Genomic DNA, 21,830 nt, shown 5'->3' with positions numbered 1-21,830 from the left:
ATCAATAATCCCATGATATGATTTTTGCATAAATCATACAGCAAACGTTCACTTTCTTAACGGTTTCATTACATTACATGAGCAAATCACCGTCGTCTGATATCCTCGCCAATGGGAATACGTCCCCTTCCAACTGGCCATTGGCCTTTTGCGCCGGACTGTTGGGCATTGGGCAAAATGGTTTGCTGGTGGCTCTGCCGGTATTGGTCAGCATGACCCAACTGTCTCTGTCGGTATGGGCGGGACTGTTAACGCTGGGCTCAATGCTGTTTTTGATTGGTTCGCCCTATTGGGGACGGCAGTCCGAAATTCGTGGTTGCAAATACGTGGTGCTGATGGCGCTGGCCGGCTATCTGTTCAGCTTTGCGCTGTTGGCGCTGGCGGTATGGGGGCTGGCGGCCGGTTGGCTGCCGCCGATGCTGGGGTTGGGTGGCTTGATCGTTGCCCGGGTGATTTATGGCCTGACGGTTTCCGGCATGGTGCCGGCCAGCCAGACCTGGGCGTTGCAGCGTGCCGGCCATCAACAGCGCATGGCGGCGTTGGCAACCATCAGTTCCGGGCTTAGTTGCGGGCGCTTGCTCGGCCCGCTGTGCGCCGCGCTGGCCTTGTCGCTTGATCCGATGGCGCCGCTATGGCTGATGGCGCTGGCACCGTTGATTGCCTTGCTGGTGGTGTGCCGTCAGCGCAACGATCCGCCGCTACCGCCGGTAGCCCAGCAGCAAAATCGTCTGCAATGGCACATGCTGCCGTATCTGCTATGCGCGCTGCTGCTGGCGGCGGCGGTCAGCCTGATGCAGCTGGGTCTGGCGCCGCATTTGAGCCGGTTGTTCGCTCCTTCCACCACCGTCAGTCATCATGTGGCGATATTGCTCAGCGTTGCCGCCGGTTGTACGTTGCTGGCGCAGTTTCTGGTGGTACGGCCGCAGCGTTTGGCTCCGGCGTCGCTGCTGCTGTGGGCGGCGCTATTGATGATCGCCGGACTGGCGCTGATGTGCGCGCCGCCGCTGGCGCTGTTTTATCTCGGTTGTGCGCTGACATCGTTTGGCGCGGCAATGGCGACGCCGGGTTATCAGCTGTTGCTGAACGACAGGTTATCGACCGGTAAAGGGGCTGGGGTTATCGCCACCAGTCATACGCTGGGCTACGGCCTGGGCGCACTGATGGTGCCGGTGGTGGCCAAATTTTATGGTGAGTCGCAGCTGATTGCGACGGCACTGGTCATGGCGGTTTTGCTGGGCGGCCTGAGCGGCTGGTTGTGGCAGCAGCAACGCATTATTGCACCATCGCGGGAGAAGTATTGAGATGTCCGCAAGTTATCGAGTTTTTGATCTTACCCTCAAGGAGAAACGGCAGATTTCTCCATCGTTACTGCGCTGCGTCTTCAGCGGTCCGCAGGTCAATCGCATGAAGCTGGAAGCGCCGGATCAGCGCATCAAACTGCTGTTCGCCGCAGAGGATGGTCAGACGCTGCAGCTGGAAAACAGCGACGACTGGTATCGTCATTATATGGCGATACCCAAAGCGCAGCGGCCGGTGATGCGCACTTACACCCTGCGAGCGTTGCGCAGCGATTGCAACGAAATGGACGTGGAGTTTGTATTGCACGGGGTTAACGGTCCGGCATCGCGTTGGGCCTTGCAGTCGACGCCGGGTGACACCATCCAGGCGGTGGCGCCCAATGCCGATTTTGACGGCGACAGCGGCGGCTATGAATGGGTAGCTCCCCCGCAGATGCAGCAGGGGTTATTGATTGCCGATGAAACCGCACTGCCGGCGGCAATGGGCATTCTCGAGCAGTTGGCGCAGCGGGCCAATCCGCCACGGGTGCAGGCGTTCTTTGAGGTGCCGGTTGCCGGCGACTGCATTAGCGTGGCGCAGTTTCCGTTCGCCGAGGTATTTTGGCTGCCGCGCGACGTCGGTCAGCAGCAATTGCACGGTACGTTGCTGGTAGAAGCGGTGCGTCAGCGGGTGGCTATTCCGCCCTCGGCGCGCGCGGCGGCACAATCACTGGCGGAAAACAGTCTGGGCGGCGATCTGCTGTGGGAGCGGGCGCAAGGTGCCAGCGGGTTTTATGCCTGGGTAGCTGCCGAATCTTCCACCGTTAAGGCGCTGCGACGTTATCTGATCGGTGAATGCGATCTGGACCGCTCAACGGTGAATTTTATGGCTTACTGGTGCTGAATGGCCGGCTTTGCCCTGGTGGCGTACGGCCAGCAGCACCGCGTTGCGGCCATCAAAATGGTACAGCGCGCTATAGCCGCTATTGCCAAAAACGATCGGCCACTCTCTGAATTCGGCGTCCAGCGTGGTTAGCGGCCGGCCGAGCTGCGACTGACGCGCCAGCACAGCCACACCGTGGCGTATCGCCGCCACGGCGCGTTTGGCGGCATGGCCATCCTTCTCGGCCAGAAAGCGCAATGAAACGCTGAACATCAGCGAGTGCGGATGGCGTCCATATCAGTTGTGGCACTTCGGGATCTCCGGATCACCGCCGTTTGCCAACGCGGCCAGCCGGTTATCAGCCTATTCCTGCGTTAAATGCCTACCATTGGCCTGATAGGTTTCCCATGCTTGCAATGCATCATTGCGCAGCGCCTCGCGTTTTTCTTCACGTTCGACGTATTCGCGGATTGCCTCGCGCATGATCCAGTGCGCGGAGCGTTGGCGAGTTTGCGCAAGCTGCTGTACCCGCTGTTTTAATGCGTCAACGATTTTGATGGCGATTACCATCGCCATAAGTAGTCTCGGTAAGCTAAAGGTAATACCTTTGGTTGCTTTATAAACAATCACACCGCCTGTCCATATGGTCTAGCTCATCAGGCTGACATGCGCCGCCACGATGCGCCAACCGATGGGCAGTTTGATCCAGGTTTGCATCTGGCGACCAGTGCGCTCACTGCCTTCCCGCCGGAACTCGGTGCTGGCCACCGCCATATCGTCGCCGTAAGTGGTGATGACGGTATTTTCCAGTCGGCGCTCCAAGCCGGCGGAAGGGCGCTGGCGACGGAAATCGCGGATCTGCTCGATGCCGTACAGGTTTTCGCTGGCGCCATAGCGCACCGTGCGGCCGTCGTGCCAGAACAGCGCATCCAGGGTTTCAATGTCATTGCCGATCAGCGCCTGCTCGTAGCGATAAAAGGCTGCGGTGACCTCGGCCACGACCGCCGGGCGGTCAATATAGTCAGTTTTCATCGATTCATTCCTGTTATCACGGCAGCGCGCAATGGCCGATACCGCGTTGTTCCAAGGCGTGGGCGGCACGCAGTGCCAGATCTTCGCGCCACGGTGGGGCGATCAGCTGCAGGCCGATCGGCAGACCGCCGGCGGTTTTTAGCGGCACGGTAACCACCGGCAAGCCGAGAAACGAAATCGGCTGCGTCAGCATGCCCATGCTGGCGCGGATCGGTAAATCAGCGCCGTTGATGCGCATGGTTTCCTGGCCAATAGACGTCGCGCAACACGGGGTTGCCGGGGCAATCAGAATATCCCATTGCTTGAACAGCGGCAGCGACCGCTGTTGAAAATCGGCGCGAAAACGCTGTGCCTGCACATACCAGGCGGACGGCAGCATGGCGCCGGCCAGCAGACGTTCGCGCGAATTGGGTTCGAAGCGTGCCGGTTCACTGCGCAGATACGGCAAATAGTGGTTGCCGCCTTCGGCCGCGCTGATGATAAAAGCCGCCGAACGCGCCAGCTCCGCCTGTGGCAGGGTGATTTCCTCCGTGGCTTCCAGCGCTTGCGCCACTTGACGCACCGCCGTTTTGGCGTCCTCATTGCACCACTGCTGGAAGTAGCCGCCAAGTACCGCACAGCGTAGCCCCTGCTGGCCGCGCGCCAGCGTAGTCTCGGTCAGCGTTAATGGTTTTTCGGCCTGAAAACGATCGTTGACATCGGTGCCTTGCATCGCGTCGTAAACCGCCGCCAGATCGCGCACCCGGCGGGCGAATGGGCCAATATGATCCAGGCTGGCGACGAACGGCTGGCTACCGCTGCGCGACAGGCGACCAAAGGTCGGTTTCAGCCCATAAATGCCGCACAGCGACGCCGGAACGCGGATCGATCCGTTGGTGTCGCTACCCAGAGAAAAACTCACCAGTCCGGCGGCGACCGCCGCTGCCGAACCGCCGGAGGAACCGCCGGCGATGCGCGATCTGTCATGCGGGTTGCGGGTTGCGCCGTAGTGGCTGTTTTCGGTGGTGAAGCCGTAGGCGTAAGCGTCCATGTTCAGCATGCCGGACAGCAGCGCGCCGCGATCGGCCAGACGGGCGATCGCCCAGGCGTCGTGCCGGGCCGGGGCGCGATCGCTAAACAGGCTGGCGCCGGCCAGCGTGGTTTCACCGGCGACGTCGAACAGGTTTTTTACCGCGTACGGAATAGCCGCCAGGCTCGGCAGCGGTTGACCGTTGGCGCGCGCGCGATCGATCCGATCGGCCTCGCTCAGCATGCGTTCGCCGGTCACCTGGGTGTAGGCGTTCAGCGTCGGGTTGAGGGTAGCGATGCCGTCCAGCGTCTGCTGGGCAATTTCCCGCGCGGAAATCGCGCCTTGCTGTAGTGCAGTGCGGATCTCGGCGATCGACCATTGGCTTAACGGATTCATGCGCGATACACCCCGGCGATTTCCAAACGTTGATCGAGCGGCAATGCCATCAGCGGTTGCGCCATGGCGGCAATGCGCTGGAACTGGGTCAGCAGTTCCTGGCGGCGCGCCTCGTCCAGCTCCAGTGCCAGCACCGCTTCCATCTGGCGGATATAGGCTGCCCAGTCGGCAGCAGGTAGTGTGTGGTTTGGGCTACTCATTAAAAACGCCTCGTTGTGGTTCAGCCATGGTGGCCAGGGGTTAAAAGCCGGCGGCGCTGCCGTTACTGCGCGGATCGAACGCGCCTTCCAGCATGCCATTGGTATGGCGCACGATGGCGCCGGCGTGGCCAACTGCCTCGCTGAAGTCCGGTAACAGTTCTACCTGATGCCCGCGTTGGCGCAGGTAGTCGATGGTCTCTGTGCCAAACCGACTTTCCAGCTTCAATGAGTCGGAACTGTCACCCCAGGTGCGGCCAAGCAGCCAGCGCGGCGCGCTGATCGCCTGCTGTAAGGGTAGTCCCTGAACCACATGGCGAATAAACACCGCCGCCTGCGTTTGCGGCTGGCCGTCGCCGCCCATGGCGCCGTAGACCAGCGTACGGCCGTCGTAAAGCCGTGCGGCGGCAGGATTAAGGGTATGGAACGGCTGCTTGCCCGGCGCCAGCGCCAGCAAATGCCCGGCGTCGAGGCTGAAGGACGCGCCACGGTTTTGCCACAATATGCCGCTGTCTGGCAGCACCACACCGCTGCCGAATTCATGATAAATACTCTGGATAAAGGAAACCGCCAGCCCGCTGCTGTCCATGACGCCCATCCACACGGTATCGCCAGGTCCTTTGCCGTTGCCCCATTCGGCGGCACGCTCACCATCGATCTGCCGTGCCAGCCGATCGAGACTATCCGCCGCCAGCAGTGCCTGCGGATCCTGCGTCATATGGGCCGGATCGGTGATGTGGCAATCCCGTAGCCCGAACGCCAGTTTGGTGGCTTCAACGATGGCGTGTACCGTTGCGCCCTCGCTCTGCCTGGCCAGCGGCAGGCGGTCGGCCAGGCCAAGGATCGCCAGTGATACCAGACCCTGGGTTGGTGGCGTCAGGTTGAACACCTCTCCCTGCTGATGCGCCAGGCGCAGCGGCGTACGGCGGCGTGGCCGGTAAGTGGCCAGATCCTGCGCGGTGAGCGGCATACCCAACTGCGCCATGTCGGCGGCCATGCGCTGGGCCAGTTCACCGCGATAAAAACTGTCCAGACCCTGTTCGGCGAGGGTGATCAAGGTTTCCGCCAGCTTCGGTTGGCAGAAGCGCTGCCCACAACGCGGGATCTCGCCGCGGGGCAGGTAAACCCGGGCGAAATGTTCCAGCGCGGCCAATTCATGGTGCTTGCTGCGGGTGGCGGCTTCCTGCGAGGCGGTAACCGGGATGCCGTCTGCCGCATAGCGGATGGCATCGGCCAACAGACTGGACAGCGGCAGCGGTTTGCCGCCCAGCTCGGCGGCATACGACAGCGCCTCCTGCCAGCCGCCGACCGTACCGGCAACGGTCAATGCCGCCTTTGGTCCGCGATGCGGGATCCGTGATTCTCCGGCATACAACGCCAGCGTGGCCAGCGAGCCGGCGGCACCGCTGGCGTCGATGGCCAGTGGATCGCCCTGTGGCGGCACGATCAGCCAAAAACCATCGCCCCCCAGACCGTTCATATGCGGGTACGCCACCGCAATGGTGGCAGCCGCGGCCACCATTGCCTCGATGGCATTGCCACCTTTACGCAGGACAGCCAAAGCGCTTTCACTGGCGAGGTGATGCGGCGTGACGGCCATCCCGAGTGGTGCACTGTTACTGTTAATCATCTTGTCGCCCTTGTTATGCTTTCCCTGTCTGGGTTAAGCAAGAGCCGTTCCAGATTTACGCGGTTGGCGGGGGCGCAATGATTTTGCGATGCAGCTGGGGGAAATATGCTAGGCTCCGCTGAAACAAAGGTTACAGCGTGGAGCCAGGCAGAAGTGAAGCAGATTGATGAGCGCTTGCGTAGCGAATATCCGCAGTTGACGCCGCAGGAGCAGCGGGTGGCGGCTTTTATCATCGACCATTTTGATGACCTGATCGGTTATAACAGCGCCGACCTTGCCAGGCTGAGTGGCGTATCCAAGGCTACCGTCAGCCGGTTGTTCAAACGGCTGGGATACGCCAGCTACCGGGCGATGCGCGACGAGCTGCGTACCCTGCGGCAAAGCGGGATGCCACTTACCGACAATCGCGATGCGGTGCAGGGCAATACGCTATTGGCACGCCATTACAAGCAGGAAATGGCCAATCTGACCGCCTGGGTCAATCAGCTTGACGCCTCACTGTTCGGCGCGGTGATCGCCGCATTGGCACAGGCAAAACGCGTGGTGCTAATGGGCTGGCGCAACGGCTATCCGGTGGCGATGCACCTGCGTCAGCAACTGTTGCAGGTGCGGCGGGATGTGCTGTTGCTGCCGCAACCGGGGCAAACGCTGGCGGAGGAACTGGTGGACGTCAGCCCGCAGGATGTGGCGATCGTGGTGGCGTTCCGTCGCCGCCCGCGCCAGCTGCGGGCAGTGTTGACGCAATTGCACAGTCGGCAGGTGCCGACGTTGCTGATATGCGAACCGCAGGCGCAGGCGCTGTTGCCGTTGGCCAACTGGCATCTGGCCGCGCCGTTGGACAGCGTGTCGGCGTTCGACAACTACGCCAGCGCCATGAGCCTGGCCAATCTGCTGAGCAATGCTCTGTTGCATGAAATGCTGGCGCAAGGGCGCCAGCGTATCCATCAGATTGCCGATCTGTATGGCGATCTCGATGAACTGGAACAGCGCTAAGTCAGCGCTGTTTTGGTGCTGGCGCACTCTTTTGGTGCGCACCTTGCAACCACATCGTTTTACCTTCCTTTGGATGATGGTCAATTAACCACTGATTCGCCTTCAACTATTCCCTCTCGATAACCCCTGAGCCGTGGCGTGCCTTCTTTGGCACATTAGTTGCAATGTTGGAATCAAAGAATCTTTTGTTTCATCATTCCACCCTCGGGGATAATCTATGAGCATCAAGAGAATTTGGGTCACCGCATTGGGCGCCATCGTACTGATGGCTCAGGCCGGGGCGGTACAGGCGGATCAATTGCAAGACATCCAGCAGCGCGGCGTGTTGCGGGTTGCCGTACCGCAGGATTTCCCACCGTTTGGTTCGGTTGGCACCGATTTGCAGCCGCAGGGTTATGACATCGATATGGCACAGTATCTGGCCGACAAGATGAAACTAAAGTTGCAGCTGGTGCCGGTAACCAGTGCCAACAGGGTGCCGTATCTGCAAACCAACAAAGTGGATCTGGTGATCTCCAGCCTGGGCAAAAATCCGCAGCGTGAAAAGGCCATCGCCTTTAGCCGTGCTTACGCCCCGTTCTTCCTTGGCGTATTCGGCCCGCAATCCGAGGTGCTGACAGATCCCGCGGCGCTAGACGGCAAAACCATCGGCGTTACTCGCGGTGCGGTAGAAGATATGGTGCTGAGCGACAGCGCACCGAAAGGCGCGCAAATCAAACGCTATGAAGACAACAACACCACGCTGTCGGCTTATTTGTCCGGGCAGGTGCAGTTTGTCGCTACCGGCAATCTGGTGGTGAGCGCCATCGCTCGGCAAAATCCGGCCAAGGCGCCGGTGGCCAAATTCATGCTGAAGGATTCACCGTGTTACGTCGGGTTGCGGCTGGGGGAGCCGGCGCTGAAGGCGAAGGTGGATGCGCTGATCGAACAGGCGTTGCAGGACCAGACGCTGAACGGCCTGTCGCAAAAATGGCTGAAAGCGCCGCTGCCAGCCAACCTTGGCGCTTAACGGGAGCCTCCCATGACCTATCAGCTGAACTTTCCCGCCCTGTGGCCGTTTATGCCCGAGCTGCTGGCCGGGTTGCTGACCACCATTGAGCTGACGGCGCTGGCAACGTTGATGGGCGTGTCGCTGGGCATTGTCGGTGCGGCGATTCGCAGCGGCCGACCGAGCCTGGCAAGCCGGATTTGGGGGCTGTATGTCGAGCTGGTGCGCAATACGCCGTTCGTGGTGCAGCTGTTCTTTATCGTCTTTGGTTTGCCGAGTCTCGGCTGGAAACTGACCGCAGGCCAGGCGGCGCTGTTGGCAATGGCGATCAATCTGGGTGCCTACAGCACCGAAATCATTCGTGCCGGCATCCAGGTGACGCCGAAAGGCCAATGGGAAGCCGGACGGGTGCTGGGCTTCAGCCGCAGCCAGACCTTTTTGCGTATCGTGTTGCCGCCGTCGCTGCAACGCATTTACCCGGCGCTGGTCAGCCAGTGCATTATCGTGATGCTGGGGTCATCGGTGGTGTCGCAGGTGTCGTTTGAAGAACTGACCTTTGCCGCCAACCTGATTCAGTCCCGCACCTTCCTCAGTTTTGAGGTGTATTTGGTGACCACGCTGTTTTATCTGCTGCTGTCGGTGCTGATGCGGCAGCTGCTGCTGGCCGCCGGCCGACGCTTTTTAGGGAGCCAGGGCTGATGCTGACCTTTACCGATTGGGATATCGTGCGCAACCTGTTATTGGCGGCGCGCTGGACGCTGCTGCTGTCGCTGACGGCGTTTTTGGGCGGCACGCTGGTGACGCTGCCGTTGCTGCTGTTGCGGTTGAGTAAACGCCGTTGGGCGCTGCGCCTGGTGCGTGCCTATGCCGAGCTGTTTCAGGGAACGCCGTTGCTGATGCAATTGTTCCTGGCGTTCTTCGGCCTGGCGCTGTTTGGCATTGACGTCAGTCCATGGGCTGCCGCCGCGCTGGCGCTGACCCTGTTTACCAGCGCCTTTCTGGTGGATATCTGGTCCGGCAGCATCGCGGCGTTGCCGAAAGGGCAGTGGGAGGCCGCGCGCTGTCTCGGGCTGGGCTTTGGCCAGACGCTGCTGCGGGTGATCGTGCCGCAGGCGGTGCGCATCGCCATTGCTCCGACCGTCGGGTTTTCGGTACAGGTGATCAAGGGCACCGCGCTGGCATCGATCATTGGCTTCGTTGAGCTGACCAAGGCCGGCACCATGCTAAATAACGTCACCTATCAACCGTTCAAGGTGTTTGGTCTGGTTGCGTTGGGCTATTTCCTGATGTGTTACCCGCTGTCGCGCTACAGTCATTATCTGGAGAAGAAATTCCATGCCGCTCATCACCATTAATCAGGTACAAAAATATTACGGCCAAAACCATGTGCTGAAGGGCGTGGATCTGGATATCGATATGGGCGAGGTGATTTCGATCATTGGTCGTAGCGGTTCCGGTAAAAGTACGCTGCTGCGCTGCATCAACGGGCTGGAAGGGTATCAGGACGGCAGCATCAAGCTGGGCGGCATGACCATCACCGATCGCGACTCACAGGCGCGAGAGATCGGCCGTTCGATCGGTATGGTGTTCCAGAACTTCAACCTGTTTCCTCACATGACCGCGCTGGAAAACGTGATGCTGGCACCGCGCCGGGTGCTGAAGCAAAGCCCGGCGGCCTGTCGCCAACTGGCGGAAGCAATGTTGCACAAGGTCGGGCTGGGGGAGCGGATGCATTATTCACCGGCCAGCCTGTCTGGCGGCCAGCAACAGCGGGTGGCGATCGCCCGCGCACTGGCGATGAAACCCAAAGTGTTGCTATGCGATGAGATAACTTCGGCGCTCGATCCGGAGCTGGTGGGCGAAGTGCTGAAAGTGCTTGAGCAACTGGCAAAAGAGGGGATGACGCTGATTCTGGTCACCCATGAAATGAACTTCGCGCGCGAGGTTGGCGATCGCGTGGTGTTTATGCACCAGGGCAAGGTCTGGGAGCAGGGCGACAGCCGTACGCTGTTCGCTAATCCGCAGACGCAGGAACTGAAACAGTTTATCGCCTCCGTGCGCGGCCTGTCAGACGTGTGAACGGACATCATAAGATAATAACTTATTAAGCTGGTAAGGAATTAACATGGTAGATATCATCCAATTCGATCAAATCAATCCGCCGCATCGCCTGCTGATGGGGCCGGGCCCGATCAACGCCGACCCACGCGTGCTGCGCGCCATGTCGAGCCAGCTGATTGGCCAGTACGATCCGGCAATGACCGGTTACATGAACCAGGTGATGGCGCTGTACCGTGCCCTGTTTCGCACCGAAAACCGCTGGACCCTGCTGGTGGACGGCACCTCCCGTGCCGGCATCGAGGCGGTGCTGGTTTCCGCCATTCGTCCCGGCGACAAGGTGCTGGTGCCGGTATTTGGCCGTTTCGGCCATTTGCTGTGCGAAATTGCCCGCCGCTGCCGTGCCGAAGTGCACACCATCGAAGCGCCGTGGGGCGAAGTATTCAGCGCCGATCGGATCGAAGACGCCATCAAGAAGGTTCGTCCGCGTCTGTTGTTGACGGTACAGGGCGATACTTCCACCACCATGCTGCAACCGCTGGCGCAGCTGGGGGATATCTGCCGTCGCCACGGCGTGCTGTTTTATACCGACGCCACCGCGTCGTTCGCCGGCAACCCGCTGGAGACCGATGCCTGGGGGCTGGATGCGGTCTCCGCCGGGCTGCAAAAATGCCTCGGCGGCCCTTCGGGCAGTTCGCCGGTTACCCTCAGCCCGCAGTTTGCAGAGATGGTGCGCCGGCGCAGGTGCGTCGAACAAGGCATCCGCACCGCCGAACATGCTGATGGCGACGACGAGATGATCTACTCCAACTATTTCGATCTGGGCATGATCATGGATTATTGGGGGCCGGAGCGTCTGAATCACCATACCGAAGCGACCAGCATGCTGTTCGCCGCCCGCGAATGCGCCCGGGTGATCCTGGAAGAAGGCCTGGATAACACCATTGCGCGCCATCGTCTGCACGGCGCGGCGATGCTGGCGGGGATCCAGGGGATGGGGTTGCAGGTGTTCGGCGATCTTGCCAACCGCATGAATAACGTACTGGGGGTGGTGATCCCGCCCGGCATACAGGGCGAACAGGTACGTCAGATGATGCTCAACGACTTCGCCATTGAAATCGGCACCTCGTTTGGGCCGTTGCAGGGCAAAATCTGGCGTATCGGTACCATGGGATACAACGCGCGCAAAGACTGCGTGCTGCAAACGCTGGCGGCGCTGGAAGCGGTGCTCAATCGTCTGGGCTTTGCCAGCCGGCAGGGGGAGGCGCTGCAAGCCGCCTGGAACGTTTACGCGAGCGAGGACTGCTGATGGCGGCGGGCATTAGCGCCGCAGCGGCGGAACTGGCGGCAGCGCGGGTAATGGCGCGCAGCGATGCGTTGGCGGAAATCAGTGCCACCCCCGGCCAACTGACGCGGGTGTATCTGTCCGCCGAACATTTGCGTGCCAATCAGCGGGTTGGCGACTGGATGCGCAGCCTGGGGATGGCGGTTTGGCAAGACAGCGTCGGCAATATCTGCGGCCGCTATGAAGGACAGACTCCTGACGCACCGGCGCTGTTGCTTGGTTCGCATCTGGATACGGTGCGCAACGCCGGCCGTTACGACGGCATGCTCGGCGTGCTGACCGCGTTGGAAGTGGTGGCGCATCTGCATGCCCAGCAGCGCCGCCTGCCGGTGGCGATTGAAGTGATTGGCTTTGCCGACGAAGAGGGCACGCGCTTTGGCATCACCCTGCTGGGCAGCAAAGGCGTTACCGGCCAGTGGCCTGTCGACTGGCTGACGCGCACCGATGCCGACGGCATCAGCGTAGCGCAGGCGCTGCGGCACGTCGGGCTGGATCCTGAGCGGATTGGCGAAGCCAGGCGCCCCCAGCATGAGATTTGCGCCTACCTGGAACTGCATATCGAACAAGGTCCGTGTCTGGAAGCGGCCGGTCTGGCGCTTGGCGTTGTGACGGCGATCAACGGTGCACGGCGACTGAACTGCACCTTCAGCGGCGAGGCCGGCCATGCCGGCACCGTGCCGATGTCGCAGCGCAAGGATGCGCTGGCCGCCGCCGCCGAGTGGATGGTAGCGGCAGAGCGACTCACCCGCGAGAGCGATCCACATTTGGTGGCGACGGTTGGGCGCATCGACAGCCTGCCGGGGGCGGTGAACGTGATCCCGGGGCAGGTGCAGCTTTCACTTGACGTGCGAGGTCCACAGGACGGCCCGCTGGCGGCGCTGCTGGCCACCCTGTTGCAGCAGGCGCAGGTCATATGCGCTCGCCGTGGCCTGCGGTTTGCCAGCGAAGAGTTTTACCGGATTGACGCTACCGCCTGCGACGACGAAATACAGCAGCGCTGGCATAGGGCGGTGACGCGGGTGCAGGGCAGCACTATCGCCTTGCCCAGCGGTGCAGGGCATGACGCCATCGCCATCGCCCACCACTGGCCGGTTGGCATGCTGTTCGTTCGCTGCGATCGCGGTATCAGCCATCATCCTGATGAGTCTGTCACGTCATCCGACGTGGCGTTGGCGATTCGGGCCTATTGCCAAATGGTGGAAAGTTGGGGGGCGACGGCATGAAGCTGCAACGTTTTAACGCCTTGCCGGTGGCGGAGGCTGCCGCATTGCTGCGCCCATGCGTGGCTATCGACAGCTGGATTGACGCCGTGCTGGCCGCGCGACCTTTCGCCGATCGCGACAGCGCCCTGGCCTGCGGCGCCCAGGCTGCGCAGCGGTGGCAGCCAGAGGAGATAGCGCTGGCGTTGGCACAGCATCCGCGCATCGGCGAGCGCGCGCAGGGCCATGGGCGCGAAGCGCAGTTGTCGGCGCGTGAACAGTCGGCGGTCGACGCGCAGGATCGGACGTTGGCGCAGGCGTTGCTGGACGGCAATCGCCGTTACGAGGCGAAGTTTGGCCAGGTGTTTCTGATCCGCGCTGCCGGCCGCGACGGACAGGCCATTTTGCAGGCGTTGGAGCGACGGTTGCACAACAGCCCACGGCAGGAGCAGCAGGAAACGGCAGAGCAACTGCGCGAAATCGTTCAACTGCGTTTAATGGAGTTATTCAGCGATGAGTAATATCAGCACCCATATTCTTGATACCGCGCTCGGCAAGCCTGCCGCACAGGTGCGCGTCTGGCTGGAACTGAGCCACAATCAGCAATGGCAGACGGTGGCGGAAAGTCGCACCGATGCCGACGGCCGGGTGGGGGAACTCACGCCCTCGGGCCTGACGGCTGGCCATTATCGTCTGTGTGCCGATCTCGGCAGCTACTTTGCAGCCGCCGGGCGCGACACGCTATACGCTACGGCGATTGTCGATTTTGTCATCAGCGATGCCACGCAGCATTACCACCTGCCGCTGCTGGTCGCGCCGTATGCGTATTCAACCTATCGCGGAAGTTGATCCGCGCCAGGCACCGGCGCATTCGCCGCGTTAGCCGCTAACTGACATTGACGAGGACACCATGGCTCTATGGCAACAACGGGGCGCGGCGTTGTGCCGCCCGGAAGACCAGCGGCTGCCGCTGGGGAAAACCTTTGCCTACGGTTTGCAGCATATTCTGACCATGTACGGCGGGATTATTGCGCCGCCGTTGATTATCGGTTCTGCCGCCGGGCTTGATGCGCCGCAGATTGGCATGCTGATCGCCGCGGCACTGTTTGTCAGTGGCCTGGCGACGCTGTTGCAGACGCTGGGACTGCCGCTGTTCGGTTCGCGCCTGCCGCTGGTGCAGGGGGTGTCGTTCGCCGGCGTGGCGACCATGGTGACCATCGTTACCGGCGACGGCGGTTTACCGGCGGTATTTGGCGCGGTGATTGCCGCCTCGGCGATCGGGTTGCTGATAGTGCCGTTCTTCTCGCAGATTATCCGCTATTTTCCGCCGGTGGTGACCGGTACGGTGGTTACGGTAATTGGGCTGTCGCTAATGCCGGTGGCGGTGCGCTGGGCGATGGGGGGCAATGAGCGGGCGGCGGACTGGGGATCGACCGGCAATATCGGCCTGGCTGCCTTTACGCTGGCGGTGATTCTATTGCTGAATAAAGTGGGTACGCCGGCGTTGAAACGCCTGGCGGTGCTGCTGGCGATGGTGGCGGGCTGCGTCGCGGCGATGCTGCTGGGCAAGGTGGATTTTTCGGCGGTTGGCGGTGGTTCCTGGTTGGCGATCCCGCAGCCGCTGGCGTTTGGCCTGCCGACGTTTGAACCGGCGGCGATCTTTTCCATGCTGCTGATTGTACTGGTGTTGCTGACCGAAACCACCGCCGGGCTGATCGCCGTCGGCGAGATTGTCGGTTCGCCGGTGGGGCCACGGCGTATCGCCAATGGGCTACGCGCCGACATGCTGGCCAGCGCGCTGTCGCCGCTGTTTAATTCGTTTCCACAGAGCTCGTTTGCGCAGAATATCGGTCTGGTGGCGCTCAGCGGCGTGAAAAGCCGTTTCGTGGTCAGCGCCGGCGGTGCGCTGCTGGTACTGCTTGGCGTGCTGCCGATGGTCGGTACCGTGGTGGCCTGCATTCCGCTGCCGGTGTTGGGCGGCGCCGGTGTGGTGCTGTTTGGGTCGGTGGCGGCCAGCGGCATCCGCACGCTGTCGCGAGTCGAGTATAAGGACAATATGAATCTGGTGGTGGTGGCGACGGCTATCGCCTTTGGCATGATCCCGATCGTCATGCCGAGCTTTTACGATCGCTTCCCGGACTGGGTGAGAACCCTGCTGCATTCGGGTATCAGCGCATCGTGCCTGGTGGCGCTGGCATTAAACCTGCTGTTCAACCGTACCGACGCCGAAGCCGACGACCCCGCCACCGCTGGCGAAGAGGTTTCCTGAGCGGCAGAGCAGGCCGGCGTTATCCGGCCTGGTTGCTGGCGCTTAATCGAGTCGCAGAAAGCTATCGGCGTCGCGCCAGGCCGGGAAGGCGGTACGGTAGCCTTGCAGATTTTCCAGCGACAGTTCGGCGTCCAGCCGGGCTGCGGTATGCGCTGCGGCTTCGGCCAGCCGTTCCCCCTGCGGGCTGAGGATCAGGCTGTCGCCGCTGTAGCTGAGACCGTTGCCGTCTTCGCCAACCCGGTTGCAGCCGGCAACGTACACCTGATTTTCAATCGCCCGCGCCGCCAAGAGCGTTTGCCAGTGCTGGCTGCGTGCCGCCGGCCAGTTGGCGACGTACAGCGCCAGGTCGTAATCTTGTTCATAGCGCGACCACACCGGAAAACGCAGGTCGTAACAGATTTGCGGCAGGATCCGCCAGCCGCGCCATTCGACGATTTCGCGCCGCTTGCCGGCCTGATAATGCAGATGCTCGCCAGCCATGCGAAACAGGTGGCGCTTGTCATAGGCGTGTACCCGGCCAGCGGGCTCCACCAGCAGGAAACGGTTTACCGCGCCGTCATCGATCTTCAGCGCCACGCTGCCACCGACCAGCGCGTTGGTTTTGAGTGCCCAGCCGCGAAGCCAGTCGATCACCTGTTGTTCCGGCAAGGCGCTTTCTCCGGCGTCCATGGCGAAGCCAGTGGTGAACATTTCCGGTAGCACGATGAGATCGCGGCCGACCAACGCCGCCAGCAGTTGATCAAAATGGCGCAGATTGGCTTGGCCATCGCGCCAGACCAGTGGTTGTTGCAACAGACTGATTTTCAAAGTCGACATAACCGCTCCGCAGCTGCATCCAGCGTGGCATCTTGCTTGGCGAAGCACAGCCGGATCAATTTATGAGGGAAAGGATCGGCGCAGAACACCGACAGCGGGATTGCCGCCACGCCGGCGTGTTCGGTCAGCCAGCGACAGAACGCCACGTCATCCAGATCGGAAATCGCGCTGTAATCTGCCAATAAGAAGTATGTGCCTTCACAGGGTAGAATTTCCAGTCGACTGTGACTCAATGCCTGCACGAAGCGGTCGCGTTTGGCGCGATAGAACGCGGACAACTGTTGCCAATGCTGCGGATCGGCGCGCAGCATATCCGCCAGCGCCAGCTGAGCAGGGGTGTTGACCGAGAAGGTCAGATACTGATGCACCTTGCGCACTTCGGCGCTGAGCGCTGGCGGCGCCACACAATAGCCGACCTTCCAGCCGGTCATATGAAAGGTTTTGCCAAACGACGAAACGGCAATCGCCCGCTGACGCAGTTGCGGGTGCGCCAATACGCTGGCGTGGCCGCCACTGGCAAAGCAGATATGCTCGTAGACTTCATCGCTCAAGACGTAGATTTCCCGTTCGGCGATGGCCTGCCATAACTGCTGCATGTCATCAGCCTGCCAGGCGCTGGCGGACGGGTTGTGCGGTGTGTTGACGATCACCAGCCGGGTGCGTGCGGAAAGCAGGTCGTCGAACCGTTGCCAGTCGACGTTGAATGCCGGTGGCTGTAACGGCAGGCGTTTGAGTACGCCGCCGGACAGCTGCACTGCCGGTGAGTAACTGTCATAGCTTGGATCGAAACAGATCACTTCATCGCCCGGCCGTACCAGCGCGCTGATGGCGGCGAATAACGCTTCGGTTGCCCCGGCGGTGATGGTGACTTCGTCGTTGGCATCCGGATGCCAACCGTAAATCTGCGCGGTTTTATCGGCGATTGCAGCGCGTAGCGGCGCGACGCCGGTCATTGGCGCATATTGGTTGGCTCCCTGGGCGACGTGCCATGCCAACCGCTGTTGCAAATAGTCCGGGCCGTCGAAATCCGGGAAGCCCTGCGACAGGTTGATGGCCTGATGCTGCTGTGCCAATGCGCTCATCTGGCTGAAAATGGTGGTGCCGAGCGAGGGCAGTTTACTGTCGGGAATCGGTGCGGAAATGGTCATGTTTGGTCTGGTGCCCCGTTATGCTGCATCGAAGTATTTAGGGTTATGCATATGTTGCTGACAATACACCACGATGTTAGTATCTGGCAATCAAGACGTTTAGATGGCTATATTCAGGAAATCGCATGACGGAAAATTCACAACTGCAGGCGCTGTTGGCTGCCTGCCACTGGATTGGCGACAAGGGCTGGTGTCCGGCAACCGGTGGCAATATGTCGCTGCGTCTGGATGCCGAAGGCTGTCTGGTGACCGAGTCAGGCAAAGACAAGGGCAGCCTGAGCGAGCACGACCTGTTGCGGGTGAATATCGCCGATAACCATGCGCCGAGCGGCCGCACGCCGTCGGCTGAAACCGGGCTGCATACGCTAATCTATCGTCTCTATCCGCAGGTCGGCGCCATTTTGCATACCCATTCGGTCAATGCCACGGTGCTGTCGCGGGTGGAAAAAAGCGGCGCGCTACTGCTGCAAGGGTATGAAATGCAAAAGTCGCTCAGCGGGCAGCGTAGCCATCTCGACGGCGTGAATATCCCGATCTTCGATAACGATCAGGATATTCCCCGCCTGGCCGAGCGGGTGGCGGCAGCGGCCGCCGCGTCGCCTATCCGGTATGGTTTTCTGGTGCGCGGCCACGGCCTCTATTGCTGGGGGCGTCAGGTCGCGGAAGCGCGCCGTCATCTTGAGGGACTGGAATTCCTGTTCCAGTGTGAACTGCAACGACGTTTGCTGGAGGCGAAATGATCCGCGCCATCGTTACCGATATTGAAGGCACCACCAGCGATATCCGCTTTGTCCATCAGGTGCTGTTCCCCTATGCTCGCGAACGCCTGGCGGACTATGTTCGCCAACATGCCAATGAGGCTGAGGTGGCCGCCGCGCTGGCGGCATTGCGTAGCGAGCTCCAGCAGCCGCATGCCGATAGCGAGCTGTTGATTGCCGCGCTGTATCGTTTTATGGATGAAGATCGCAAATCCACCGCCCTCAAGGCGTTGCAGGGCATCATCTGGCGCAGCGGCTATCACGACGGCGATTTTCGCGGTCATCTGTACCCCGAGGTTGCCGCACAACTGGCGGCCTGGCAGCAACGGGGCATCCGGCTGTACGTCTATTCTTCCGGTTCGGTGGAAGCGCAGCAACTGCTGTTTGGCTACAGCGAGGCGGGCGATTTGCAGTCGCTGTTTTGCGGCTACTTTGATACCCGGGTCGGTGCCAAGCGCGAAGAGGTTTCATACCGCAACATTGCCCAGCAGATTGGCATTGTACCGGCGGAACTGCTGTTTTTGTCTGACATACGCCAGGAGCTGGACGCCGCGCGCGCTGCCGGTTGGCAAACTTGCCAGCTGATCCGCGATGACGCTGACGAACAGAGCCGGCATCCGCAAGTTAACCGTTTCGACCAGATCGTGATAGAGGAGTTTGCCGGATGAGTGGATTAACCATTTTCAGCGACAGTGAGCCGCAACAGCCGCTGTGGCATAGCCGTGACGCCGAGGCGATCCAGCGGCAACTGGCGGAGATTGGGGTGCGTTTTGAACGCTGGCAGGCAGATCGCGATTTGGGGGCCAACCCGCAGCCGGAGGCGGTGATTGCCGCGTATCAGCATGAGATCGATCGGCTGGTGGCGGAAAAGGGCTACCAAAGCTGGGACGTGATCAGCATGCGGCCGGATAATCTCCAGCGCGAGGCGCTGAGGCAGAAATTCCTGTCGGAACATACCCATGGTGAAGACGAAGTGCGATTTTTCGTCGAGGGGACAGGGCTGTTTTGTTTGCACCTGAACGGCAGGATTTATCAGATCCTGTGCGAAAAAAACGATCTGATTTCGGTACCGGCCGATACCCGTCACTGGTTTGATATGGGATCTGCGCCGAACTTTACCGCCATTCGCCTGTTTGATAATCCGGAAGGTTGGATCGCGCATTTCACCGGCGACAGCATCGCCGATGCCTATCCGCGTCTCGACTGACGCCATGCCGCGCTGCGACCGCCGATCGGAGAGGCAGGCCGCCAACACGCCTGCCAGGCGCACCGACAGCGGGGTCGCTAGACCAGCGCTCGCTGGAAGATCCCGTCGTTAACCTGCTCTGGCCGGATCACGCCACAGTCTAGTACCCAAGCGCTGATTAACGCCGCCGGCGTGACGTCGAAGGCCGGGTTGTCGACCTGCGCATCGGCTGGCGCCCATTGGCAACTGCCAAAGCTGCCGGCGACGCCGGTCACTTCTGCGGCGGCGCGCTGTTCTATCGGGATCGCCGCACCGTTTGGGCAATGTGCATCGTGAGTGGTGTGGGGGGCGGCCACGTAAAACGGAATGCCATGATAATGCGCCAGCACCGCCAGGCTGTAAGTGCCGATTTTGTTGGCGACGTCACCGTTGGCAGCGATGCGGTCAGCGCCGACCCACACCGCATCCACTTTGCCCTGCGCCATCAGGCCGGCAGCCATCGAGTCGCAGATCAGCCGATAAGGGATACCCAGTTCACCCAGTTCCCAGGCGGTAAGGCGACCTCCTTGCAGCAGCGGCCGTGTTTCATCGACCCACACCTGCGCGACATGACCCTGCTGATGGGCACGCAACAGCACGCCGATGGCGGTGCCGATGCCGGCAGTTGCCAGCCCACCGGTATTGCAGTGCGTCAGCAGACGGCTACCAGGGGTGACCAGCGCCGCGCCGCGATCGGCAATGCTGTCGCACAGCGCACGGTCTTCCTCCACCAGCCGCAAGGCTTCTGTGGTCATGGCCGCCACCCAGTCGGGTTGCTCCAGCGCCAGCTTGATGCGATCGAGGTTATTCATCAGATTGACCGCGGTCGGTCGCGCTGCGCGCAGCGTGGCCAATGCCTCAGCCAGTTGGTCGCGCGGCAGGCCGCGTTCGGCCAGCAGGGCCAATAGCAAACTGGCGGACAGGCCGATCAGCGGCGCACCGCGTACCCGCAGGGCGTGAATATGCCCAACCAGTTCCTCCACGCTGTTGCTGGAGCACCAGCGCTTTTCTTGTGGCAATGCCTGTTGATCGAGGATCCAGAGTTGGTTGTCTCGCAGTATCAAACTGGTGGTGTTAAGCGTGCGCATAATCAGTTAAATCCTTGTTGCGATCATATTGCATCTATGGCGCTATTCTGCCAACATGACATCCGGATGTATAGACGTCCGAATGCTTAAATGTCTAAATATTGAAGTTACCACGTCTACACCTTTCCTTGTTTATGTTGCATCGTGGCGGCAGATGACCAGTGCCAACGCAATGGCACCGCGCCGGCAGCGGCCTGGCTACTTGCCGGTGTTGGGCTGGTGGCAACGATGCGGCGTGACACCGGGGGGGTATTTGCCAGAGGGGTTGTGATGTCGCTTTATCGTACCTTTACCGCTGCCGATGCCGTTGAATATGCCCGCCAGTACGGGCAGGTTGCCGATCCAAAAGCGTTGGTCAGCGCCGAAGAAATTGGCGACGGCAATTTGAATCTGGTATTCAAGATCCTTGATGACGCAGGCACCAGCCGGGTGATCGTCAAACAGGCGTTGCCGTATGTACGCTGTGTGGGAGAATCCTGGCCGTTGACGCTCGATCGCGCACGTATCGAAGCGGAAACGCTGCTGGTGCATGGCGGCTTCTGCCCGCGACACACCGTTAACGTGCTGCACCACGATGCCGAACTGGCGGTAATGGTGCAGGAAGACCTTTCCGACCACCGTATCTGGCGTCATGAACTGATTAACGGTCACTATTATCCGTTGGCCGCCGGCCAACTGGCAGAGTATTTGGCGCAGACGCTGTTTCATACTTCTGATTTTTATCAGGATGCTCAACAGAAAAAGGCGCAGGTGAGCCGCTTCACCAACCCGGAGCTGTGCCAGATCACCGAAGATCTGTTCTTCACCGATCCTTACATCGAGCATGAGCGAAATAACTTCGACGCGGCATTGTTGCCGCAGGTAGGCGAGCTGCGGCAAGACGTGGCGTTGAAACTGGCGGTTGCCGGCCTCAAGCAGCGTTTTCTCAGCAAGGCTGAAGCGCTGCTGCACGGTGACATTCATAGCGGCTCGGTGTTCGTCGCCGAAGGCAAGCTGAAGGCGATCGACGCCGAGTTCGGTTTTTATGGTCCGATCGGTTTTGACGTGGGTACCGCGCTGGGCAATCTTCTGCTCAATTACTGCGGCCTGCCGGGGCTGTTCGGCCCACGTGACGCCGCCGCTGGCCGCGAACAGCGCCTGCAGGATATTCGCGAACTGTGGCTGATTTTCGCCGATCGTTTCCTGGCGCTGTGCCAGCAGAAAACCCGCGATATCACGCTGGCGACGCCGGGCTATGCCGAGCAGTTTCTGCGTCAGGTCTGGATCGACGCAGTAGGGTATTGCGGTAGCGAACTGGTCCGTCGCACCATCGGGCTGGCGCACGTGGCCGATCTGGATAGCATCGAAGATGCCGATATGCGCCTTGAGTGTCAGCGCAACGCGCTGAGTCTTGGCCGTGCACTGATGGTCAATGCTCCGCAGATCGAGCACATCGACGCATTGCTGGCGCGCATTCGCCAGCATGGTTAACTACCAACGGGCAGCAAAAAAGGGGCGATATCTATCGCCCCTTTTACTT

The 21,830-nt window shown here is 60.9% G+C and carries 25 protein-coding genes; 16 read left to right on the top strand and 9 right to left on the bottom strand.

Annotation, left to right across the window (positions count from 1 at the left end; genetic code table 11):
* The first annotated feature begins 77 nt into the window (after window positions 1–77).
* Complete coding sequence (locus NYE85_RS22520; RefSeq protein ID WP_259006949.1) at window positions 78–1,301, top strand: MFS transporter; 1,224 nt, start codon at window positions 78–80, stop codon at window positions 1,299–1,301.
* A 1-nt stretch (window position 1,302) separates the two neighbouring features.
* Complete coding sequence (locus NYE85_RS22515) at window positions 1,303–2,181, top strand: siderophore-interacting protein (RefSeq protein ID WP_259006947.1); 879 nt, start codon at window positions 1,303–1,305, stop codon at window positions 2,179–2,181.
* Here NYE85_RS22515 and NYE85_RS22510 read toward each other — a convergent pair.
* The 6 genes from NYE85_RS22510 to NYE85_RS22485 all read right to left on the bottom strand — a co-directional run bounded on the left by NYE85_RS22510 (window position 2,149) and on the right by NYE85_RS22485 (window position 6,424).
* Window positions 2,149–2,433, bottom strand: coding sequence for a type II toxin-antitoxin system RelE/ParE family toxin (locus tag NYE85_RS22510; protein WP_259006945.1), 285 nt, complete (start codon window positions 2,431–2,433; stop codon window positions 2,149–2,151). The two genes, NYE85_RS22515 and NYE85_RS22510, sit on opposite strands and share 33 nt — an antisense overlap.
* Window positions 2,434–2,523: 90 nt before the next feature.
* Window positions 2,524–2,736: a CopG family ribbon-helix-helix protein gene (locus tag NYE85_RS22505; protein WP_259006943.1), complete on the bottom strand. Its 213-nt coding sequence runs from the start codon at window positions 2,734–2,736 to the stop codon at window positions 2,524–2,526.
* Window positions 2,737–2,808: 72 nt separating this feature from the next.
* A complete protein-coding gene (gene hpxZ / locus NYE85_RS22500; RefSeq protein WP_259006941.1) occupies window positions 2,809–3,192 on the bottom strand; it encodes an oxalurate catabolism protein HpxZ in 384 nt (127 codons plus the stop codon).
* A 16-nt stretch (window positions 3,193–3,208) separates the two neighbouring features.
* A complete protein-coding gene (locus NYE85_RS22495; protein WP_259006940.1) occupies window positions 3,209–4,597 on the bottom strand; it encodes an AtzE family amidohydrolase in 1,389 nt (462 codons plus the stop codon).
* Window positions 4,594–4,797 (bottom strand): oxalurate catabolism protein HpxX, encoded by a 204-nt coding sequence (hpxX, locus tag NYE85_RS22490; RefSeq protein ID WP_259006939.1) that lies wholly within the window; start codon window positions 4,795–4,797, stop codon window positions 4,594–4,596. Before hpxX ends, NYE85_RS22495 begins: the two co-directional genes overlap by 4 nt.
* Window positions 4,798–4,837: 40 nt before the next feature.
* Window positions 4,838–6,424: a gamma-glutamyltransferase family protein gene (locus NYE85_RS22485; RefSeq protein WP_259006937.1), complete on the bottom strand. Its 1,587-nt coding sequence runs from the start codon at window positions 6,422–6,424 to the stop codon at window positions 4,838–4,840.
* A gap of 153 nt (window positions 6,425–6,577) precedes the next feature.
* Here NYE85_RS22485 and NYE85_RS22480 point away from each other — a divergent pair, with 153 nt between their 5' ends.
* The 10 genes from NYE85_RS22480 to NYE85_RS22435 all read left to right on the top strand — a co-directional run bounded on the left by NYE85_RS22480 (window position 6,578) and on the right by NYE85_RS22435 (window position 15,276).
* Window positions 6,578–7,417, top strand: coding sequence for a MurR/RpiR family transcriptional regulator (locus tag NYE85_RS22480; RefSeq protein ID WP_259006936.1), 840 nt, complete (start codon window positions 6,578–6,580; stop codon window positions 7,415–7,417).
* Between the two features lie 217 nt (window positions 7,418–7,634).
* Window positions 7,635–8,426: a transporter substrate-binding domain-containing protein gene (locus NYE85_RS22475; RefSeq protein WP_259006935.1), complete on the top strand. Its 792-nt coding sequence runs from the start codon at window positions 7,635–7,637 to the stop codon at window positions 8,424–8,426.
* A gap of 12 nt (window positions 8,427–8,438) precedes the next feature.
* Window positions 8,439–9,104 (top strand): amino acid ABC transporter permease, encoded by a 666-nt coding sequence (locus tag NYE85_RS22470; RefSeq protein WP_259006933.1) that lies wholly within the window; start codon window positions 8,439–8,441, stop codon window positions 9,102–9,104.
* Window positions 9,104–9,760 carry an amino acid ABC transporter permease gene (locus tag NYE85_RS22465; protein WP_259006932.1) on the top strand — a complete coding sequence of 219 codons (657 nt, stop codon included), beginning with the start codon at window positions 9,104–9,106 and terminating at the stop codon, window positions 9,758–9,760. The genes NYE85_RS22470 and NYE85_RS22465 overlap by 1 nt, the downstream gene beginning before the upstream one ends.
* Window positions 9,741–10,484, top strand: coding sequence for an amino acid ABC transporter ATP-binding protein (locus NYE85_RS22460; RefSeq protein WP_259006930.1), 744 nt, complete (start codon window positions 9,741–9,743; stop codon window positions 10,482–10,484). The genes NYE85_RS22465 and NYE85_RS22460 overlap by 20 nt, the downstream gene beginning before the upstream one ends.
* Before the next feature lie 46 nt (window positions 10,485–10,530).
* Window positions 10,531–11,772 carry an alanine--glyoxylate aminotransferase family protein gene (locus NYE85_RS22455; RefSeq protein WP_259006929.1) on the top strand — a complete coding sequence of 414 codons (1,242 nt, stop codon included), beginning with the start codon at window positions 10,531–10,533 and terminating at the stop codon, window positions 11,770–11,772.
* Window positions 11,772–13,031 (top strand): allantoate amidohydrolase, encoded by a 1,260-nt coding sequence (gene hpxK / locus NYE85_RS22450; RefSeq protein ID WP_259006927.1) that lies wholly within the window; start codon window positions 11,772–11,774, stop codon window positions 13,029–13,031. Before NYE85_RS22455 ends, hpxK begins: the two co-directional genes overlap by 1 nt.
* Window positions 13,028–13,528, top strand: coding sequence for a 2-oxo-4-hydroxy-4-carboxy-5-ureidoimidazoline decarboxylase (gene uraD / locus NYE85_RS22445; RefSeq protein ID WP_259006926.1), 501 nt, complete (start codon window positions 13,028–13,030; stop codon window positions 13,526–13,528). The genes hpxK and uraD overlap by 4 nt, the downstream gene beginning before the upstream one ends.
* Window positions 13,521–13,856: a hydroxyisourate hydrolase gene (gene uraH, locus NYE85_RS22440; protein WP_259006924.1), complete on the top strand. Its 336-nt coding sequence runs from the start codon at window positions 13,521–13,523 to the stop codon at window positions 13,854–13,856. Before uraD ends, uraH begins: the two co-directional genes overlap by 8 nt.
* Window positions 13,857–13,917: 61 nt before the next feature.
* Window positions 13,918–15,276, top strand: coding sequence for a nucleobase:cation symporter-2 family protein (locus tag NYE85_RS22435; protein ID WP_259006922.1), 1,359 nt, complete (start codon window positions 13,918–13,920; stop codon window positions 15,274–15,276).
* Between the two features lie 42 nt (window positions 15,277–15,318).
* On the opposite strand, the gene NYE85_RS22430 is transcribed toward NYE85_RS22435, so the two are convergent.
* Complete coding sequence (locus tag NYE85_RS22430) at window positions 15,319–16,092, bottom strand: amidohydrolase (RefSeq protein ID WP_259006920.1); 774 nt, start codon at window positions 16,090–16,092, stop codon at window positions 15,319–15,321.
* A complete protein-coding gene (locus NYE85_RS22425) occupies window positions 16,080–17,240 on the bottom strand; it encodes a pyridoxal phosphate-dependent aminotransferase (protein WP_259006918.1) in 1,161 nt (386 codons plus the stop codon). Before NYE85_RS22425 ends, NYE85_RS22430 begins: the two co-directional genes overlap by 13 nt.
* Before the next feature lie 125 nt (window positions 17,241–17,365).
* On the opposite strand from NYE85_RS22425, the gene NYE85_RS22420 reads away from it, so the two are divergent.
* The 3 genes from NYE85_RS22420 to NYE85_RS22410 are packed head-to-tail and all read left to right on the top strand — an operon-like array spanning window position 17,366 to window position 19,205.
* The gene (locus NYE85_RS22420; RefSeq protein WP_259006917.1) at window positions 17,366–17,980 is read left to right on the top strand and encodes a methylthioribulose 1-phosphate dehydratase; all 615 of its coding nucleotides are present in this window, start codon (window positions 17,366–17,368) and stop codon (window positions 17,978–17,980) included.
* Window positions 17,977–18,666, top strand: a complete 690-nt coding sequence (gene mtnC / locus NYE85_RS22415; RefSeq protein WP_259006916.1) for an acireductone synthase — start codon at window positions 17,977–17,979, stop codon at window positions 18,664–18,666. The genes NYE85_RS22420 and mtnC overlap by 4 nt, the downstream gene beginning before the upstream one ends.
* Window positions 18,663–19,205, top strand: coding sequence for an acireductone dioxygenase (locus NYE85_RS22410; protein ID WP_259006914.1), 543 nt, complete (start codon window positions 18,663–18,665; stop codon window positions 19,203–19,205). Before mtnC ends, NYE85_RS22410 begins: the two co-directional genes overlap by 4 nt.
* Before the next feature lie 77 nt (window positions 19,206–19,282).
* Here the strand turns inward: NYE85_RS22410 and mtnA are convergent, their stop codons facing one another.
* On the bottom strand, window positions 19,283–20,311 hold the full coding sequence (mtnA, locus tag NYE85_RS22405) for an S-methyl-5-thioribose-1-phosphate isomerase (RefSeq protein ID WP_259006913.1): 1,029 nt from the start codon (window positions 20,309–20,311) through the stop codon (window positions 19,283–19,285).
* Window positions 20,312–20,581: 270 nt separating this feature from the next.
* Between mtnA and mtnK the strand changes: the two genes are divergently transcribed.
* Window positions 20,582–21,781, top strand: coding sequence for an S-methyl-5-thioribose kinase (mtnK, locus tag NYE85_RS22400; protein ID WP_259006911.1), 1,200 nt, complete (start codon window positions 20,582–20,584; stop codon window positions 21,779–21,781).
* Window positions 21,782–21,830: the final 49 nt, after the last annotated feature.

The organism is Serratia sp. AKBS12 (assembly GCF_024793895.1).
Taxonomy (GTDB): domain Bacteria; phylum Pseudomonadota; class Gammaproteobacteria; order Enterobacterales; family Enterobacteriaceae; genus Serratia_F.
The sequence above is the reverse complement of the archived record's forward strand: the minus strand, read 5'-3'. Positions and strand labels throughout refer to the sequence as shown.

Coding starts and splice junctions, on each gene's coding strand:
- NYE85_RS22520 (WP_259006949.1), top strand. CDS start 78: ATGAGCAAATCACCGTCGTCTGATATCCTCGCCAATGGGAATACGTCC.
- NYE85_RS22515 (WP_259006947.1), top strand. CDS start 1,303: ATGTCCGCAAGTTATCGAGTTTTTGATCTTACCCTCAAGGAGAAACGG.
- NYE85_RS22510 (WP_259006945.1), bottom strand. CDS start 2,433: ATGTTCAGCGTTTCATTGCGCTTTCTGGCCGAGAAGGATGGCCATGCC.
- NYE85_RS22505 (WP_259006943.1), bottom strand. CDS start 2,736: ATGGCGATGGTAATCGCCATCAAAATCGTTGACGCATTAAAACAGCGG.
- hpxZ (WP_259006941.1), bottom strand. CDS start 3,192: ATGAAAACTGACTATATTGACCGCCCGGCGGTCGTGGCCGAGGTCACC.
- NYE85_RS22495 (WP_259006940.1), bottom strand. CDS start 4,597: ATGAATCCGTTAAGCCAATGGTCGATCGCCGAGATCCGCACTGCACTA.
- hpxX (WP_259006939.1), bottom strand. CDS start 4,797: ATGAGTAGCCCAAACCACACACTACCTGCTGCCGACTGGGCAGCCTAT.
- NYE85_RS22485 (WP_259006937.1), bottom strand. CDS start 6,424: ATGATTAACAGTAACAGTGCACCACTCGGGATGGCCGTCACGCCGCAT.
- NYE85_RS22475 (WP_259006935.1), top strand. CDS start 7,635: ATGAGCATCAAGAGAATTTGGGTCACCGCATTGGGCGCCATCGTACTG.
- NYE85_RS22470 (WP_259006933.1), top strand. CDS start 8,439: ATGACCTATCAGCTGAACTTTCCCGCCCTGTGGCCGTTTATGCCCGAG.
- NYE85_RS22465 (WP_259006932.1), top strand. CDS start 9,104: ATGCTGACCTTTACCGATTGGGATATCGTGCGCAACCTGTTATTGGCG.
- NYE85_RS22460 (WP_259006930.1), top strand. CDS start 9,741: ATGCCGCTCATCACCATTAATCAGGTACAAAAATATTACGGCCAAAAC.
- NYE85_RS22455 (WP_259006929.1), top strand. CDS start 10,531: ATGGTAGATATCATCCAATTCGATCAAATCAATCCGCCGCATCGCCTG.
- hpxK (WP_259006927.1), top strand. CDS start 11,772: ATGGCGGCGGGCATTAGCGCCGCAGCGGCGGAACTGGCGGCAGCGCGG.
- uraD (WP_259006926.1), top strand. CDS start 13,028: ATGAAGCTGCAACGTTTTAACGCCTTGCCGGTGGCGGAGGCTGCCGCA.
- uraH (WP_259006924.1), top strand. CDS start 13,521: ATGAGTAATATCAGCACCCATATTCTTGATACCGCGCTCGGCAAGCCT.
- NYE85_RS22435 (WP_259006922.1), top strand. CDS start 13,918: ATGGCTCTATGGCAACAACGGGGCGCGGCGTTGTGCCGCCCGGAAGAC.
- NYE85_RS22430 (WP_259006920.1), bottom strand. CDS start 16,092: ATGTCGACTTTGAAAATCAGTCTGTTGCAACAACCACTGGTCTGGCGC.
- NYE85_RS22425 (WP_259006918.1), bottom strand. CDS start 17,240: ATGACCATTTCCGCACCGATTCCCGACAGTAAACTGCCCTCGCTCGGC.
- NYE85_RS22420 (WP_259006917.1), top strand. CDS start 17,366: ATGACGGAAAATTCACAACTGCAGGCGCTGTTGGCTGCCTGCCACTGG.
- mtnC (WP_259006916.1), top strand. CDS start 17,977: ATGATCCGCGCCATCGTTACCGATATTGAAGGCACCACCAGCGATATC.
- NYE85_RS22410 (WP_259006914.1), top strand. CDS start 18,663: ATGAGTGGATTAACCATTTTCAGCGACAGTGAGCCGCAACAGCCGCTG.
- mtnA (WP_259006913.1), bottom strand. CDS start 20,311: ATGCGCACGCTTAACACCACCAGTTTGATACTGCGAGACAACCAACTC.
- mtnK (WP_259006911.1), top strand. CDS start 20,582: ATGTCGCTTTATCGTACCTTTACCGCTGCCGATGCCGTTGAATATGCC.